General features: G+C 58.7%; 13 protein-coding genes. 6 read left to right on the plus strand and 7 right to left on the minus strand.

The window, feature by feature from the left end; all coding sequences use genetic code 11:
- Positions 1 to 462: 462 nt before the first annotated feature.
- From PMI36_RS19985 to PMI36_RS19970, 4 genes are all read right to left on the minus strand, one after another.
- Positions 463 to 1,242, minus strand: a complete 780-nt coding sequence (locus PMI36_RS19985; protein WP_008070196.1) for an ABC transporter permease — start codon at positions 1,240 to 1,242, stop codon at positions 463 to 465.
- Positions 1,239 to 2,171: an ABC transporter ATP-binding protein gene (locus PMI36_RS19980; RefSeq protein ID WP_008070197.1), complete on the minus strand. Its 933-nt coding sequence runs from the start codon at positions 2,169 to 2,171 to the stop codon at positions 1,239 to 1,241. Before PMI36_RS19980 ends, PMI36_RS19985 begins: the two co-directional genes overlap by 4 nt.
- A 132-nt stretch (positions 2,172 to 2,303) precedes the next feature.
- Positions 2,304 to 2,927 carry a glutathione S-transferase family protein gene (locus PMI36_RS19975; protein WP_008070198.1) on the minus strand — a complete coding sequence of 208 codons (624 nt, stop codon included), beginning with the start codon at positions 2,925 to 2,927 and terminating at the stop codon, positions 2,304 to 2,306.
- A 43-nt stretch (positions 2,928 to 2,970) separates the two neighbouring features.
- Complete coding sequence (locus tag PMI36_RS19970; RefSeq protein ID WP_008070199.1) at positions 2,971 to 3,630, minus strand: transglutaminase-like domain-containing protein; 660 nt, start codon at positions 3,628 to 3,630, stop codon at positions 2,971 to 2,973.
- Positions 3,631 to 3,878: 248 nt separating this feature from the next.
- On the opposite strand from PMI36_RS19970, the gene PMI36_RS19965 reads away from it, so the two are divergent.
- Positions 3,879 to 6,326, plus strand: coding sequence for an acyl-CoA dehydrogenase (locus PMI36_RS19965; protein WP_008070200.1), 2,448 nt, complete (start codon positions 3,879 to 3,881; stop codon positions 6,324 to 6,326).
- Between the two features lie 100 nt (positions 6,327 to 6,426).
- Positions 6,427 to 6,834 (plus strand): PA2817 family protein, encoded by a 408-nt coding sequence (locus tag PMI36_RS19960; RefSeq protein WP_007905217.1) that lies wholly within the window; start codon positions 6,427 to 6,429, stop codon positions 6,832 to 6,834.
- A 195-nt stretch (positions 6,835 to 7,029) separates the two neighbouring features.
- Here the strand turns inward: PMI36_RS19960 and PMI36_RS19955 are convergent, their stop codons facing one another.
- The gene (locus tag PMI36_RS19955; protein WP_008070201.1) at positions 7,030 to 8,028 is read right to left on the minus strand and encodes a LysR family transcriptional regulator; all 999 of its coding nucleotides are present in this window, start codon (positions 8,026 to 8,028) and stop codon (positions 7,030 to 7,032) included.
- Between the two features lie 90 nt (positions 8,029 to 8,118).
- Between PMI36_RS19955 and PMI36_RS19950 the strand changes: the two genes are divergently transcribed.
- The 3 genes from PMI36_RS19950 to PMI36_RS19940 all read left to right on the plus strand — a co-directional run bounded on the left by PMI36_RS19950 (position 8,119) and on the right by PMI36_RS19940 (position 10,248).
- Complete coding sequence (locus tag PMI36_RS19950; RefSeq protein WP_008070202.1) at positions 8,119 to 8,745, plus strand: hypothetical protein; 627 nt, start codon at positions 8,119 to 8,121, stop codon at positions 8,743 to 8,745.
- Positions 8,746 to 8,837: 92 nt separating this feature from the next.
- Positions 8,838 to 9,608, plus strand: a complete 771-nt coding sequence (locus PMI36_RS19945; protein WP_008070203.1) for a 2OG-Fe(II) oxygenase — start codon at positions 8,838 to 8,840, stop codon at positions 9,606 to 9,608.
- 1 nt (position 9,609) lies between these two features.
- Complete coding sequence (locus PMI36_RS19940; RefSeq protein ID WP_008070204.1) at positions 9,610 to 10,248, plus strand: LysE family translocator; 639 nt, start codon at positions 9,610 to 9,612, stop codon at positions 10,246 to 10,248.
- Between the two features lie 66 nt (positions 10,249 to 10,314).
- On the opposite strand, the gene PMI36_RS19935 is transcribed toward PMI36_RS19940, so the two are convergent.
- Together PMI36_RS19935 and PMI36_RS19930 are read right to left on the minus strand one after the other, a co-directional pair.
- Positions 10,315 to 11,556, minus strand: a complete 1,242-nt coding sequence (locus PMI36_RS19935; RefSeq protein WP_008070205.1) for an OprD family porin — start codon at positions 11,554 to 11,556, stop codon at positions 10,315 to 10,317.
- A 119-nt stretch (positions 11,557 to 11,675) separates the two neighbouring features.
- Complete coding sequence (locus PMI36_RS19930; protein ID WP_032830262.1) at positions 11,676 to 12,959, minus strand: MFS transporter; 1,284 nt, start codon at positions 12,957 to 12,959, stop codon at positions 11,676 to 11,678.
- 275 nt (positions 12,960 to 13,234) lie between these two features.
- On the opposite strand from PMI36_RS19930, the gene PMI36_RS19925 reads away from it, so the two are divergent.
- Positions 13,235 to 14,182: a LysR family transcriptional regulator gene (locus PMI36_RS19925; protein ID WP_008070207.1), complete on the plus strand. Its 948-nt coding sequence runs from the start codon at positions 13,235 to 13,237 to the stop codon at positions 14,180 to 14,182.
- Positions 14,183 to 14,206: the final 24 nt, after the last annotated feature.

Below are 14,206 nucleotides of genomic sequence, written 5' to 3' on the forward strand. Positions count from 1 at the left end.
TCGGGCTTTCCCTGAGGATTCGTTAAAGGGCGCAAGCGCACCTGTGGGCTCGAAAGTGAGGGGGTAATCATCACGTGCTTGAGAGGCATATTCGTAGCCCACAGGTGCATGTTCCTTCCTTGATCAAAACTGACTTCCAGACGCCGAAGTATGGAAGAAGAAAGGAACGGACAACCTATATCGAGAGGCTGAGAGGAGGTTCTGCGCAGTGGGCAACCCGGCATGGATGCCGGGTTAGCCGCGCACGGCCATGGATGGCCGATCGCGGCGGGCCCACGGAGCAGGACCGGAGCGAGGGCATGCCGAGCCTGGGCGAGGCACCGAACGACAGGGGCAGAAGCGCTTTGGTTACTTTGGCGCTTTTCCAAAGTGACCCGCTGTAAAAGCGGAACCGTTAGCCGCCGTTACCGCAGCAATGGATATGTACACCATCAAAAACCACATCGCCCGCCACGGTATTGATCAGGTACGCATCCCACGCCCACTCACCAGCAACCGCGCACAACCGATATACAGCACAACGGTCGCTATCAGCATGAAGGTGATCGCCACGCTGATCCGGATATCCGACACACCGAGGATGCCGTAACGGAAAGCGTTGACCATGTGCAGCACCGGGTTGGCCAGCGACACGGTCTGCCAGAACGGTGGCAGCAAGCTGATCGAGTAGAACACCCCGCCCAAGTACGTCAACGGCGTCAGCACGAACGTCGGGATGATCGAAATATCATCGAAGTTGCGCGCAAACACCGCGTTGATGAAGCCCAGCAGCGAGAAAATCGTCGCCGTCAGCACCACCACCAGAACGGTCACGCCCAGGTGATGCACCTGCAATTGAGTGAAGAACAACGACAGCAGGGTCACGATGATCCCGACCATCAACCCGCGCAGCACGCCGCCCAAGGTGTAGCCAATCAGAATCGTATGCGGCGACACCGGCGACACCATCAATTCTTCGATGGAACGCTGGAACTTGCTGCCAAAGAAACTCGACACCACGTTGCCGTAGGAGTTGGTGATCACCGACATCATGATCAGCCCCGGCACGATGTACTCCATGTAGGTGAAGCCACCCATATCGCCGATCTGCCGACCGATCAGATTGCCGAAGATCACGAAGTACAAAACCATGGTGATGGCCGGCGGCAGCAGGGTCTGCGGCCAGATCCGGGTGAAGCGCCTGACCTCACGGTAGACGATGGTATTGAGGGCAACGAGGTTAGGTTGCAGCTCGGAACTCATACCGCCACCTTCGACAGATTCTTCTCCACCAGGGACACGAACAACTCCTCGAGGCGATTGGTTTTGTTACGCAGGCTCAACACTTCAATGTTCTGCTGCGCCAATTGAGTAAACAGCGCGGTAATGCCCATGGCCTTGTCGACCTGGACTTCCAGGGTATGACTGTCGATCAGTTTGGCCGGGTAACCGAGCAACTGCGGGGCCACTTGCAAGGTGTTCTTCAAATCCAGCAGGAAGGTTTCGACATGCAGTTGGCTGAGCAACTGCTTCATGCTGGTGTTCTCGACAATGGTGCCGTGGTCGATGATGCCAATGTTGCGGCACAACTGCTCAGCCTCTTCCAGATAGTGGGTGGTGAGGATGATGGTGATGCCTTTTTTGTTCAGCTCGGTGAGGAAAGTCCACATCGAGCGACGCAATTCGATGTCCACCCCCGCCGTCGGTTCGTCGAGGATCAGCAGGCGCGGTTCGTGAACCAGCGCTCGGGCGATCATCAGTCGGCGTTTCATGCCGCCGGACAGGGAGCGCGACGGCACATCGCGCTTGTCCCACAGGCCCAGTTGGGTCAGGTACTGCTCGGCGCGTTCCTTGGCGATTTTCGCCGGGATGCCGTAGTAACCGGCCTGGGTCACGACAATATCGAACGTCTTTTCGAACTGGTTGAAATTGAATTCCTGGGGCACCACACCAATGGAGCGCTTGAGCTGCGCAGGATTCTTGTCCAGGTCGTGACCGAAGATATTCACCGTCCCGCTGGTCTTGTTCACCAGGGTCGAGAGAATGCCGATGGTCGTGGATTTGCCGGCGCCGTTGGGGCCGAGCAAGGCGAAAAAGTCACCTTCGGCGACGTCCAGATCGATACCACTCAAGGCCTGGAAACCGTTGCCGTAGGTTTTGGTTAGCTGCCGGATGGACAGAGCGGAACTCATATCGGATTACGCACCAAGAAGGGAAGAAAGGAATAAATAAGGGCGGGCGGCGAGCAATACAACCGCGGCGCATGAGCGCAATGGTGCTTGTCGCTGCCGCACAAGTACAGTCAAGTGTGTCGATAGTGAGTATTAAGTCAACGCGGTCATGACCGCCTTCTGATAGGCCGGACGCTGTTTCAATCGCGTATACCAGGCTTGGAGATGAGGCTGCGGCGCGCGCTCGATCGGCATCTCGAACCAGGCATAAATGAAACTGCCCAAGGGAATGTCGCCCATGCCGATCTCATCGCCGGACAGATACGGTTTGGCCGCCAGCGCTTGATCGGCCATCGACAGCAGATCGTCGCACTCCTTGATCGCAGCCTTGATGGCCGGCCAGTCCTGCTGGTCTTCCGGGGTGCGCAACACGCCCCAGAACACCGTGCGGAACGGGGCGGCAAAACTTGAGGTGGTCCAGTCCATCCACTTTTCGGCAGAGGCTCGGGCTTGCAGGTCTGTCGGATACCAGGCAGTACCGCTGGCATGACGGGCCATCAGGTAACGGACGATGGTGTTGGATTCCCACAGCACAAAACCGTCGTCTTCGATCACTGGCACGCGGCCGTTGGGATTCATCGCGCGGTACTCAGGCGTGTCGACTACACCAAAGGCGCCACCGGCATCGATGGCTTCATAGGTCAGGCCCAGTTCTTCGGCCGCCCACAACGGCTTCCTGACATTCGACGAATTTTTCCGACCCCAGATCTTCAGCATGACCGCCCCTTTTTGGATGAATGCGCAGGCAGCATACGCCGGATCAGGCGCGACTCAAATCGCTCTGCATATCCCCCAGCAGCACCGGCAGCTGCTCGCCGAACAGATGCGGATAGCACTTTTCCAGGTGTTCGAAAAAGAACGCTTCCGGCACATCGGTGAACTGGCCGTGATCGATCAGGTACTCCATCAGCTGCGCGCCGTCACGGTTGAAGGGGTGGAACACGCTGTCGTTGATCCCGTCGAACTCCAGCGGCGCGACATTGAACAGTTCACAGAGTTGTTGATTGAACGCTGGGGTGGCTTTGACCCAACGATCGTTCAGATACAACTCGGTGTAGCCGTGCATGGCGAACACATCGCTTTTGAGCAATTCGAGCAGACGCGGCGTCGACAGATGATTACGCACATCTGCCAGACCGATACGCGCCGGGATCCCGCAATGCCGGGCTGCACCGGCAAGCAGCGTGGCCTTGGGTACGCAATAACTCTCCCCTGCCGCCAGCGCATAGCTGCCGCGCAAGGTCTCTGGATCGCGACTGAAGGTGTAAGGGTTGTAGCGCACGGCCTCACGCACCGCGTAATAGAGATTGATCGCCTGTTCGAGCGGATCGCGCCCGGCGCCGCGATGTTTTTCGGCGAACGCCACCACCGAGGGATGGTCACTGTCGATGAAGCGGCCGGGGCTCAGATACGCATGCATGGCAACAATCTCCAGGGGGAAGCCACGAGTCTAGCGACAGCTTCAGCACACAGATAACGACGTTTCGGCCAAATGTCAGCGCTTGCGGCCCTATTTACATAAGCGTTAAACCGTCCGCCCTCGAAATAACTGACGAATTTCAGCCGTTGCTTCCTACACGCTCAGACTCATGCTCTGGCCCCCCACTTTTATGGATGCCGTCTAAGCTCTGAAAGTGGTTTTGCCCCTGGCTTCATGGAGAATTGAATATGTTGCTGTTGTGGATACTGGTTCTGGTGGTCGGGATTGCCTACCTGGCACATCGCCGCACCGCGCCTCTGCCCGCCTTGGGCATCATTGCGGCCTATCTGCTGGCGATGGGCATCTTCAGCCATGCCCCCGCCTGGCTCATGCTGATTTTCTGGGTGCTGCTCGCGGTCGTGGCCGCTTTCCTGTTGCTGCCGGACCTACGCCGAAAACTCTTCACGGCGCCAATATTTGGCTGGTTTCAAAAAAACCTGCCGCCGATGTCGCAAACCGAACGTGAAGCCATTGAAGCTGGCACGGTCTGGTGGGACGGCGAGTTGTTCAACGGCCGCCCGGACTGGAATAAGCTGCTGGCCTATCCAAAAGCGCAGCTGAGCGAAGAGGAACAAGCGTTCATCGATGGCCCGACCGAAGCGCTCTGCGCCATGGTCAGCGATTGGCAGATCAGCCAGTTGATGGATCTGCCGCCCAAGGCTTGGGATCACATTAAACAACATGGCTTTTTTGCCCTGATCATCCCCAAAGAGTACGGTGGCAAAGGCTTCTCGGCTTATGCGCACTCCCAGGTAGCGATGAAACTGGCCACCCGCAGCGGCGACCTGGCCTCGACCGTCATGGTGCCCAATTCCCTCGGCCCGGCGGAACTGCTGCTGCATTACGGCACCGACGAACAACGCAATCACTACCTGCCACGGCTGGCACGCGGCGACGATATCCCCTGCTTTGCCCTGACAGGCCCGATGGCGGGCTCCAACGTCGGCGGGATGACCGACACCGGGGTGATCTGCAAAGGTGAATGGGAAGGCAAGGAAACCCTCGGCCTGCGTCTGAACTGGGAAAAACGCTACATCACCCTCGGCCCGGTGGCGACCTTGATCGGCCTCGCGTTCAAGGCTTATGACCCGGATCATCTACTGGGCGACAAAGTCGACCTGGGGATCAGCCTCGCCTTGATTCCAACCCAGACCCCCGGTGTAGAAATCGGTCGCCGTCACCTGCCGCTGGGCGCCTCATTCATGAACGGCCCGAACTCTGGCAAGGATGTGTTCGTACCGCTGGAATTCATCATCGGCGGTCAGGAGATGCTCGGCGAGGGCTGGATGATGCTGATGAACTGCCTGTCGGTCGGGCGTTCCATTTCGCTGCCGGCCATTGGTACCGCTGCGGGCAAGTTCACCAGCCTGGTGACGGGCCAATACGCGCAGGTTCGCGAACAATTCAACGCACCGCTGTCAGCCTTCGAAGGGATTCAGGAAGCACTGGCGCGGATCGGCGGCAGTACCTGGCTGATGGACAGCGCACGGATGCTCACCGCCAACGCGGTCGACCTCGGTGAAAAGCCGTCGGTACCTTCGGCCATTATCAAATACCACCTCTCCGAACGCGGCCGCGAATGCATCAGCCACGCCATGGATGTTCACGGCGGCAGGGCCATCATCATGGGCCCGAACAACTACCTGGCGCGTAGCTGGCAAGGTGCGCCCATTTCCGTCACGGTCGAAGGTGCGAACATCCTCACACGCAATTTGATGATCTTCGGCCAGGGCGCTATTCGCTGCCATCCGTTCGTGCTCAAGGAAATGGCCCTCGCCCACCGCGAAGACAAACAACAGGCACTGATCGAGTTCGACGCACTGCTGCTCGACCACATTGGTTTTGCCGTGAGCAACGCCGCCAGCACGCTGGTGCTGAACCTCGGCCTCGGGCATTTCGAACACGTGCCCGGGGACAAGCTCAGTCAAGGCTATTTCCGTGCCCTCAACCGTCAAGCCGCGGCCTTTGCGCTGCTTGCAGACCTGAGCATGATGCTGCTGGGCGGCGAACTGAAACGCCGCGAACGGCTGTCCGCACGTCTGGGCGATGTACTCAGCTACCTGTATCTGGCCTCCGGCGCACTCAAGCGTTATCACGATCTCGATTCGCCGGAGCATATGCGTCCGCTATTCGCCTGGGCCATGGAAGAGAGCCTCGGCCAGTCCGAACGTGCGCTGGACGAACTGCTGACCAACTTTCCGAACAAGGTACTTGGATGCCTGCTGCGGGTGATGGTGTTCCCGTTCGGTCGTCGCCACAGAGGCCCGTCGGACAAGCTGGCGGCCGAAGTTGCAGCCGTCACCGGCCGCGCTAAGGGCGATCCAACCCTTGAGGAGTTACTGGGCGGCTGCTATCGCCCGCAATCGCCAGAGGATTCAGTCGGCGCCCTGCAGCACGCCTGCGACTTGTTGAACGCCGCCAAGCCGCTACAGAAAAAACTCAATACGGCGCTGAAAAGTCGCCAGGTCAAACCCACTGTCGGAGAGTCTCCCATTGATGCCGCCCTGGAGGCTGGCGTCTTGCAACCGCTTGAAGCCCAGACCTTGCGCGAGGCAGAAGTGGCCCGACGCAAGGTGATCGATGTCGATGATTTCGATCCAAAGGAGTTGGTATTGGCCAAAGGCAAGGTCCGCTGATCCGGCGGACCCTGTGTCTTGCATGGGGCTCTTTAATATGTGAAAAGGAGCGCAGGAGCTTTATACTCCCGCGCCCGTTTTGCTCTTGAGGACTTATCTCGTGTCCAATGTCGTTGCCGATCATCTCGTCTTGCTCGACCACCTGCGCAGCATCCTGGTCGCCGTAGGTGAGGCCGAACAGGTTCCCGAAGAAAGCCATGCCTTGTTCCTGGAGCGCTTCGACGAACTGCGTGCATTGCTGCCGGTCGACCCGATCGAAAGCCAATACCTGGGCCAGGACATTCTGTGTCAGGTGATCACTCGCTACCCGCAAATCGCCCACCTGGTCCCGCGCGACCTGCTGTGGTACTTCGCCGGCGACTGCCTGCATTACATGCCCGATGATGAAATCGACCTGTACCAGGCCCTTGAAGAACGTCGCTTCGAAGCCGAACAGAACGACGAACCGTTCGACTGGAATCAGGAAAAACAGCTACTGGCGATGTCGAACCAGGACAGCAAGCACTGATTCCACTGTCAGCAAATGCAAAGGCCCGCATGGTTATTCATGCGGGCCTTTTTTTGTGGCATTTGCCGAGTGATGTGGTGTTTGGGCTGCCGTCTTCGCGAGCAAGCCCGCTCCCACATTTGATCTTCAGTGGACACAGATTCTGTGTACGAGAGAAATCCACTGTGGGAGCGGGCTTGCTCGCGAAGAGGCCCGTCAAAGCAACCCATCACTCTCTGGCAACTCATACTCCACCGCGACCTTGCCCAACGCACCCGGCTTGCCCGGCCGGCTCAAGGTCGGCTCTTTCTCCAGGCATTCCACCAGATAGTCGATAAACACCCGTAACTTGGGCGGTAGATAGCGGGTTGGCGAATGCAGCAGCCAGGCGCCTCCGTGGTATGACGCCAGAAAAGTCCAGTCCGGCAGAACCTGCACGATCAGCCCTTGTTCCAGCGCATAACGGGCGGTGAAGTACGGCAGGCTGCCGATTCCAATGTGTTGCAATACCGCGCCCAGTCGCACGCCCGTGTGATTGGCGGCATAACGGCCGCGCACGCCGACAGTCACGGCTTTGCTGCCTTTCTTGAATTTCCAGCGCGCATCGCTCGGGGTTTCGCCCAGATAGATACAGCTGTGGTTGAGCAAATCATGGGGATGAGTCGGGGTGCCGTGTTCGGCCAGGTACTGTGGCGTTGCACAGAGTAAATGATCGATGGTCAGCAACTGCCGCCCCACCAGCCCTGCAGGCGGGCGGTCGGTAATACGGATCGCCAGATCGACGTTGTCGTCGATCAAATCCACCTGACGGTCCTCGAGCAACAACTCCACATTTACTTTGGGATAGCGCCGCAGAAATTCGGGCATGTGCGGATGAATCACGAATCGCCCGACAGCCTTGGGCACGCTGACGCGCACCAGCCCTTCCGCTTCATGGGTGAACTGACCGCTGATTTCCATCACCGACTTCGCCGCGCTGACCATATCCTGGCAACGCTTGAACACCTCTTCGCCACCGTCACTCAGGCGCAGCTTGCGCGTGGTTCGCTGCAGCAGCCGCGTGGCGAGTGCCTTCTCCAGCCGAGAAATACTGCGACTTACCGCCGAAGGAGAAGAACCTAACTGACGCGCCGCTTCGGAGAAACTGCCGGTCTCGACAACCTTGACGAAAATCGCCATTTCACCGAGCAGCGGCAGGGGAAGATTTATGCTCACAGCGCAACAGTCCTTTGATGATTGAACGGATTATCACGCAATTCCACGGTTCATATAATAAAAATAGAAACTTTAATAAGGGCATGGAATATGACGCTTCGCCTCTTTTTCCATAGTGATGACCTCAAGGCCAATGTGGAAGTCCTGGATTGCACGCCCTACGAGAACGAATTCGCAGTAGTGCTGCGCGCCACACTGTTTCATCCCCAAGGCGGCGGGCAACCCTGGGACACCGGCTGGATCGGCGAAAGCCAGGTGCTGCGCGTGGTTCAGGATCCGGACCGGATCATCCACTTCGTCGACCACCCGGTAAAACTCGGCATGACCCAGATTCGGGTCGACGAGCAACGCCGCCGGTTCAACACGCGCATGCATTCGGCGGGGCACCTGATTGGTCACTTCGTCCAGGCAATGGGCTGGATGCCGATCAAGGCTCATCACTGGCCCGATGAAGGACGCGTTCAGTTCAAACCGGGTGATAGCGCGCAGGAAGTCGATGCGCAGACGATTCAGCACGGCATCAAGCAATGGATCGCCCATGACCTGCCGCGCTTGACGTCGTTGCGCGAAGGCGCCCGGGAAATCGGTTTCGGTGAGCTGCCCGCCTACGGCTGCGGCGGCACCCATGTACGGAGCCTGAAGGATTTGGGCACGGTCACGATCGCTTCCCTTTCACAGAAAAAGGGAACGCTGTCAGTCCACTACAGCGTGGACTGACCATTTGGGCGATGTCGGCCCCGTCATCGCCTGACGCCGGGGGAGTCTGCGTTCGCGGGCTCTGTTGACTATCGATAGATGGACCTAAAGACATGATGCTTGACGTCGAGCGTCTCGATGAGACGTGCATACAAAAACTGGCCAATGAAGAAGTCCTCGCCATCCGCGTCAAGGGCTTGTTGCCTGGGCCGCTGGCGATCCAGATCGGCGACAAGATCCTCGCCCCCGGCTTCGAAGGCTACATCAACGCGCCGAGCATCGGTCGCATTGGCATGGCGTTTTATGAAGCGGAAAACCAGCCGCTGCTGATCGAGGATTACTTCGAGCGCGCCACCAGCAACATCGCAGAATTGCGCAGCCGTTGTGCGCCCTACTCCTCTCCTGTCGACACGTTGCGCTGCATGCTCGACGAGTCCTGGCCGGCGGGGGCGCACCTGGAAAATCTGTATGGCCGCAAGATGTATGTGGGCCTGTCCCGGGTCGTCAAGCCCGGCGTGTGCTTCCTCGCCCATCACGACATTTTCGCCAAGGACGCCCCGGACAGCTTCCAGGCCAGAAGCCTGGAAGCGCAGTTCGCCTGCAACGTCTACCTGAACATGCCGACCGAGGGCGGCGCATTGCAGATGTGGGACCACGACATTTCTCCAGACCAGTTCGACGAAATGCGTGGCGACAGTTACGGCATCGACCCGGCATTGCTAGGCCCTCCAACCCTGGAGATTCGTCCTGAGCCGGGTGATTTCATCATGTTCAATTCGCGCTGCATGCACTCGGTGACCCCGGGTGTGGACGACCCGCGATTGAGCCTTTCCTTCTTTGTCGGCTATCGCGGCAATGCTTCACCCCTGACTTTCTGGAGCTGAGATGTTTTCGAATTACCTGGGCGAGTTTCTGGCGCTGGCAACCATCCACTTTCTGGCCGTGGTCGCCCCCGGACCGGATTTTGCCGTGACCATCCGCCAAAGCGTGCGTTTCGGTCGCTTAGTGGGGATTTGCACGGCCTTGGGCATCGGCGCGGGCATTTCCGTGCATGTGCTTTACACCTTGCTCGGCGTCGGCGCGCTGATGCACACCACGCCCTGGTTGTTGACGGTGGCCAAGGTTGTGGGGGGTGCCTACATTTTGTACCTCGGCGTGAGCCTGATACGCAGCAAACCCAAATCGGCAATTGAAGGTGACAAGGGCGCAGAAACGTCAGCTGAACGGCAGACCTTGTTCAAGGCCTTCAGCACGGGGTTTCTGACCAACGCCACCAACCCCAAGGCCACCCTGTTCTTTCTGGCAATCTTCACGACCATCATCAGCGCCACGACACCACTGCAGATTCAGGCGCTATACGGGCTATGGATGTGTTTCGTGAACGCCTTGTGGTTCGTGATCGTGGCCCTGTTCTTTTCCAGCGCCCGGGTGCGGTTGCTGTTCATGCGCATGGGGCACTGGTTCGAACGAACCATGGGGGTGATCCTGATTCTGTTCGCTGGCCGGTTGATTCTGTCGATGTAAAACAAACGGCCCGCCAGTCTGGCTGGCGGGCCGTCGATATCATTTCTTGTTCGATAACCCAGACATTTACCAAAGCGCCAGGGTATAGCTGACGATCAAGCGATTCTCATCCAGATCATTGCCAAAGTTCGAACGCACCGACGCGTTGCGCCATTTAAAGCCCAGGCCTTTCAACGTACCGTCCTGCACCACGTAAGCGATATCGGTGTCGCGCTCCCATTCCTTGCCTTCACCCGCAGCACTGCGCTGCACGTTATCCCCCGAGATATAGCGGGTCATAAAGCTCAACCCCGGCACACCCAATGCGGCGAAGTTATAGTCGTAGCGCGTTTGCCAGGAGTGTTCGTCAACGTTGGCGAAGTCATTGATCTGCACGAAGTTGACCAGGTACGGATCGCTGCGTCCGATGTACGGAAACGGATCATCACCGCTCATGCGCTGGTAGCCGAAGCCCAGCGCGTGACCGCCGCGACTGTAGGTAAACATCGCACCGAGAGCCTGGTTGTCGAGGTCACGAAAGTTGCCATCTTCGATGCTGCGCGCATAGCGCACGTCGCTCTTGAGCGACTGGCCGGCTCCCAGATCCAGCAGGTGGACCAATCCGAGGTAGTTTTGCTGGTAGATATTTTCCAGCTTGCCGTAGCGGTACTGCGCTGTCAGGTTCGGCAGGAATTGATAGTCAGCCCCGGCGAACTGGAATTTGTCGCTTTGCCCGCCGATGCGATTGGCGGTCATGTCCTGATAGTCAGTGGAATCGACAAAGTTGATCTGCGTGAGTTGACCGGCGGTGAGCTTCAAACGGTCGATTTCCTGCACATTGACCAGGCCGCCCTTGAAAGTTGACGGCAACAGGCGAGTGTCGTTGGAGTTCACCACCGGATCCTTGATCTGCAACGTCCCCAGCTTCAGGGTGCTCTTGGACAAACGCACTTTGGCGGTCAGGCCCAACTCGCCATAGCGATCCTGCGAGCCGCCCGACGAATCCGGCGGCAACAGATTGGTGCCCGCCGTGCCGCCGCCGGAGTCCAGTTTAAAACCGGCCATGCCCAGCGCATCCAGACCAAACCCCAGCGTGCCAGCGGTATACCCGGACTCCATTCGCAACAGAAAGCCCTGTGCCCATTCCTCGGCTTTGTCTCGCGAGCCGTCCTGGCGGAAATCGCGATTGAAGTAAAAGTTGCGGGCTTCCAGGCTGCCTTTACTGTCGGCAATGAAATCCGCCTGAGCGGCCGGTGCGCCGAGCAAGCTCAACCCGAGCAATGTGCCGACCGGGAGGTACAACCGTTGGGTGGAAAGCGAATAGTTCATGCCTGCTCCTGTTACGGGCGCGAGCGAGCCCTCTCGGGGGCGTTGCGATCGCGGCCGATGTTTGTCGATTAGCAATGGATCAGCGACGTCTGGGCACAATGGCCCAGACGTGTCGGGGTTCAGGATTCGAGTTGGCGACCGCGGGTTTCGGGCAGGCTTAACGCGGCCAGAATCACCACGCCATAGGCACCGGCAGCGAAGATTCCGATCCCCGTACCAATCGGCAACGTTTCGCTCAGCGCACCGATGAACAACGGAAACAGCGCCGCAATGGAACGCCCGGCGTTATAGCAAAAGCCCTGGCCCGAACCGCGCATGCGGGTCGGAAACAACTCGGTCAGAAAAGCGCCCATGCCCGCAAAAATGCCCGAAGCGAAGAAACCCAACGGAAAGCCCAGCCAGAGCATCCAGGTGTTGTCGATGGGCAGTTGGGTGTAGGCCAGAACGATCGCCATGGAGCCGACGGCAAACAGGATGAAGTTCTTCTTTCGGCCGATGGCATCGGTCAGCAATGCACTGGTCACATAGCCGATGTAGGAGCCGACGATCACCATCGCCAGATAGCCGCCAGTGCCGAGCACGCTCAGGCCGCGCTCGGTTTTCAGGTAGGTCGGCAACCAGGTGGTGATCGCGTAATAACCGCCCAGCGCGCCAGTGGTCAGCAACGAGGCGCGCAAGGTGGTACTGAGCATCCGAGGCGCGAAAATTTCGAAGAAGGCCCAACGTGAATCCTTTTCAGGCTTGGCCTTACGCTCAATACAGGCCTGCTCAAAAGTGTCCGACTCCTTAACCAGCCGGCGGATCACCAATACGAATAGCGCTGGCACCAACCCGATCATGAACAGCGCCCGCCAGGCCTCTTCCGGCGGCAGAAAACTGAATAATCCGGCATAGAGCAATGCCGTCAGCCCCCACCCCAGCGCCCATCCGGCCTGCACCATGCCCACTGCCTTGCCGCGATCCCTGGAGCGAATCACCTCGCCAATCAGCACCGCACCCGCAGTCCATTCGCCACCGAAACCAAAGCCCATCAAAGTCCGGGCCACCAGCAGTTGCTCGTAGTTCTGTGCCAGCCCGCAGAGGAAGGTGAAGAAGGCGAACCACAGCACCGTCAGTTGCAAGGTGCGCACACGGCCGATGCGGTCGGACAGTATTCCGGCGATCCAGCCACCCGCCGCCGAGGCCAGCAGCGTGCAGGTGCCGATCATCCCGGCATCGCCCTTGGAGATGCCCCAAGTGGCGATGAGGGTCGGAATGACGAAACTGAGCATCTGTGTGTCCATGCCATCCAGGGCATAGCCGATCTTGCAACTCCAGAAGGTACGCTTTTCATTTTTCGACAGGGGGCCGTACCAACTGAACGGGCCGGTGCGGCCCGAACCTGAAAGCACGTGGTCAGTCATGGTCTTTTCCATGGGAGTTCCTGCGGCAGCAAGCGAAGATGACGGACACGCCTCATTATTTTTTTGTGAAGGCGTTGTCGTGGGGGGCAGACGCAGTGGCTGCGTCGTGGAGCGGATTCTTCGCGCCAAGGCCAAACTGCGTCAAACGGGAAAAAAACGAGGTTATGCATAAGAAAATTTGATACCCCCGGCGACGAACTCTGGAGTAACAATTACTGCACCCCCACCACGGTTCTCTGTGGAAAAACAGTGAACGCCCCACCACGAGAACCGCCATGAACCTCAAATTTCTCGAAACCTTCGTCTGGGTCGCACGCCTGCAAAGCTTCAGCCTTACCGCCGAGAAAATGTTCAGCACTCAGGCAGCTATCTCCAGCCGGATTGCCTCGCTGGAAGAGGAGTTGGGCCTGCGTTTGTTCGTGCGCGATTCGCGCGGGGTATCGCTAACGCTGGAAGGCCTCAAGGTGCTCGACTACGCCGAGCAGATGCTCGAGGTTCAGCGAGCGTTGAAACACTCGCTGGACAACACCAACCCGCAACAGGGCCTGGTGCGCATCGGTGTGATGGATACGGTGATCCACACCTGGCTCAGCCCGTTGATGTCGACCTTGATGCAAACCTTCCCCGCCGTGGAAATCGAGATCACGGCCGACGCCGCACGCAATCTGTGCGATCAGCTGCAAAAGGGCTATCTGGACATCGTGTTCCAGACGGACCTGATCCGCCACGAAAGTGTGCGCAATCTCGAACTGGCGCACTACCCCATGCACTGGATCGCCGCCAGCAATTCAATCTATGCCCGCCCCTATGCTTCGCTGGCCGAAATGGCCAGCGAGCGCATCATCACCTTCGTCAAAAACTCCCGGCCGCATCAGGATGTACTCAACCTGCTGCACGCCCACGGCATCAGCACGCCACGCGTCAGTTGCGTCAATTCAGTGTCGGCCATGACCCGGCTGATTCGTGACGGCTTCGGCATTGGCGCCTTGCCGGCCGCGCTGGTGGCCAAGCCCTTGGCCAGCGGCGAGCTGATTCAGCTGGAACCAGGCACTCGCTTGCCGCAGCTGGATGTCGTGGCTTCATGGCGCGCCGGCGTCGGCCTGGAGTTGATCGAAAGCATCGTCGACATGAGCCGCCAGGTAGTTTCCCAATACGCTGCGGATGTCGGCCCGCTTCGAATGGTTCCGGCACCCGGTCTCAACAGCCGACGGTCCCTTGAATAACTTTTAGTTGTCGGGGGGTAACAA

It is taken from the genome of Pseudomonas sp. GM79, from assembly GCF_000282495.1.
GTDB lineage: Bacteria > Pseudomonadota > Gammaproteobacteria > Pseudomonadales > Pseudomonadaceae > Aquipseudomonas.

Excerpts from the sequence above, each read along its gene's own strand:
- PMI36_RS19980 (WP_008070197.1), bottom strand. The coding sequence starts at position 2,171 with ATGAGTTCCGCTCTGTCCATCCGGCAGCTAACCAAAACCTACGGCAAC.
- PMI36_RS19970 (WP_008070199.1), bottom strand. The coding sequence starts at position 3,630 with ATGCATGCGTATCTGAGCCCCGGCCGCTTCATCGACAGTGACCATCCC.
- PMI36_RS19950 (WP_008070202.1), top strand. The coding sequence starts at position 8,119 with ATGACGCTTCGCCTCTTTTTCCATAGTGATGACCTCAAGGCCAATGTG.
- PMI36_RS19945 (WP_008070203.1), top strand. The coding sequence starts at position 8,838 with ATGATGCTTGACGTCGAGCGTCTCGATGAGACGTGCATACAAAAACTG.
- PMI36_RS19940 (WP_008070204.1), top strand. The coding sequence starts at position 9,610 with ATGTTTTCGAATTACCTGGGCGAGTTTCTGGCGCTGGCAACCATCCAC.
- PMI36_RS19930 (WP_032830262.1), bottom strand. The coding sequence starts at position 12,959 with ATGACTGACCACGTGCTTTCAGGTTCGGGCCGCACCGGCCCGTTCAGT.
- PMI36_RS19935 (WP_008070205.1), bottom strand. The coding sequence starts at position 11,556 with ATGAACTATTCGCTTTCCACCCAACGGTTGTACCTCCCGGTCGGCACA.
- PMI36_RS19985 (WP_008070196.1), bottom strand. The coding sequence starts at position 1,242 with ATGAGTTCCGAGCTGCAACCTAACCTCGTTGCCCTCAATACCATCGTC.
- PMI36_RS19975 (WP_008070198.1), bottom strand. The coding sequence starts at position 2,927 with ATGCTGAAGATCTGGGGTCGGAAAAATTCGTCGAATGTCAGGAAGCCG.
- PMI36_RS19925 (WP_008070207.1), top strand. The coding sequence starts at position 13,235 with ATGAACCTCAAATTTCTCGAAACCTTCGTCTGGGTCGCACGCCTGCAA.
- PMI36_RS19965 (WP_008070200.1), top strand. The coding sequence starts at position 3,879 with ATGTTGCTGTTGTGGATACTGGTTCTGGTGGTCGGGATTGCCTACCTG.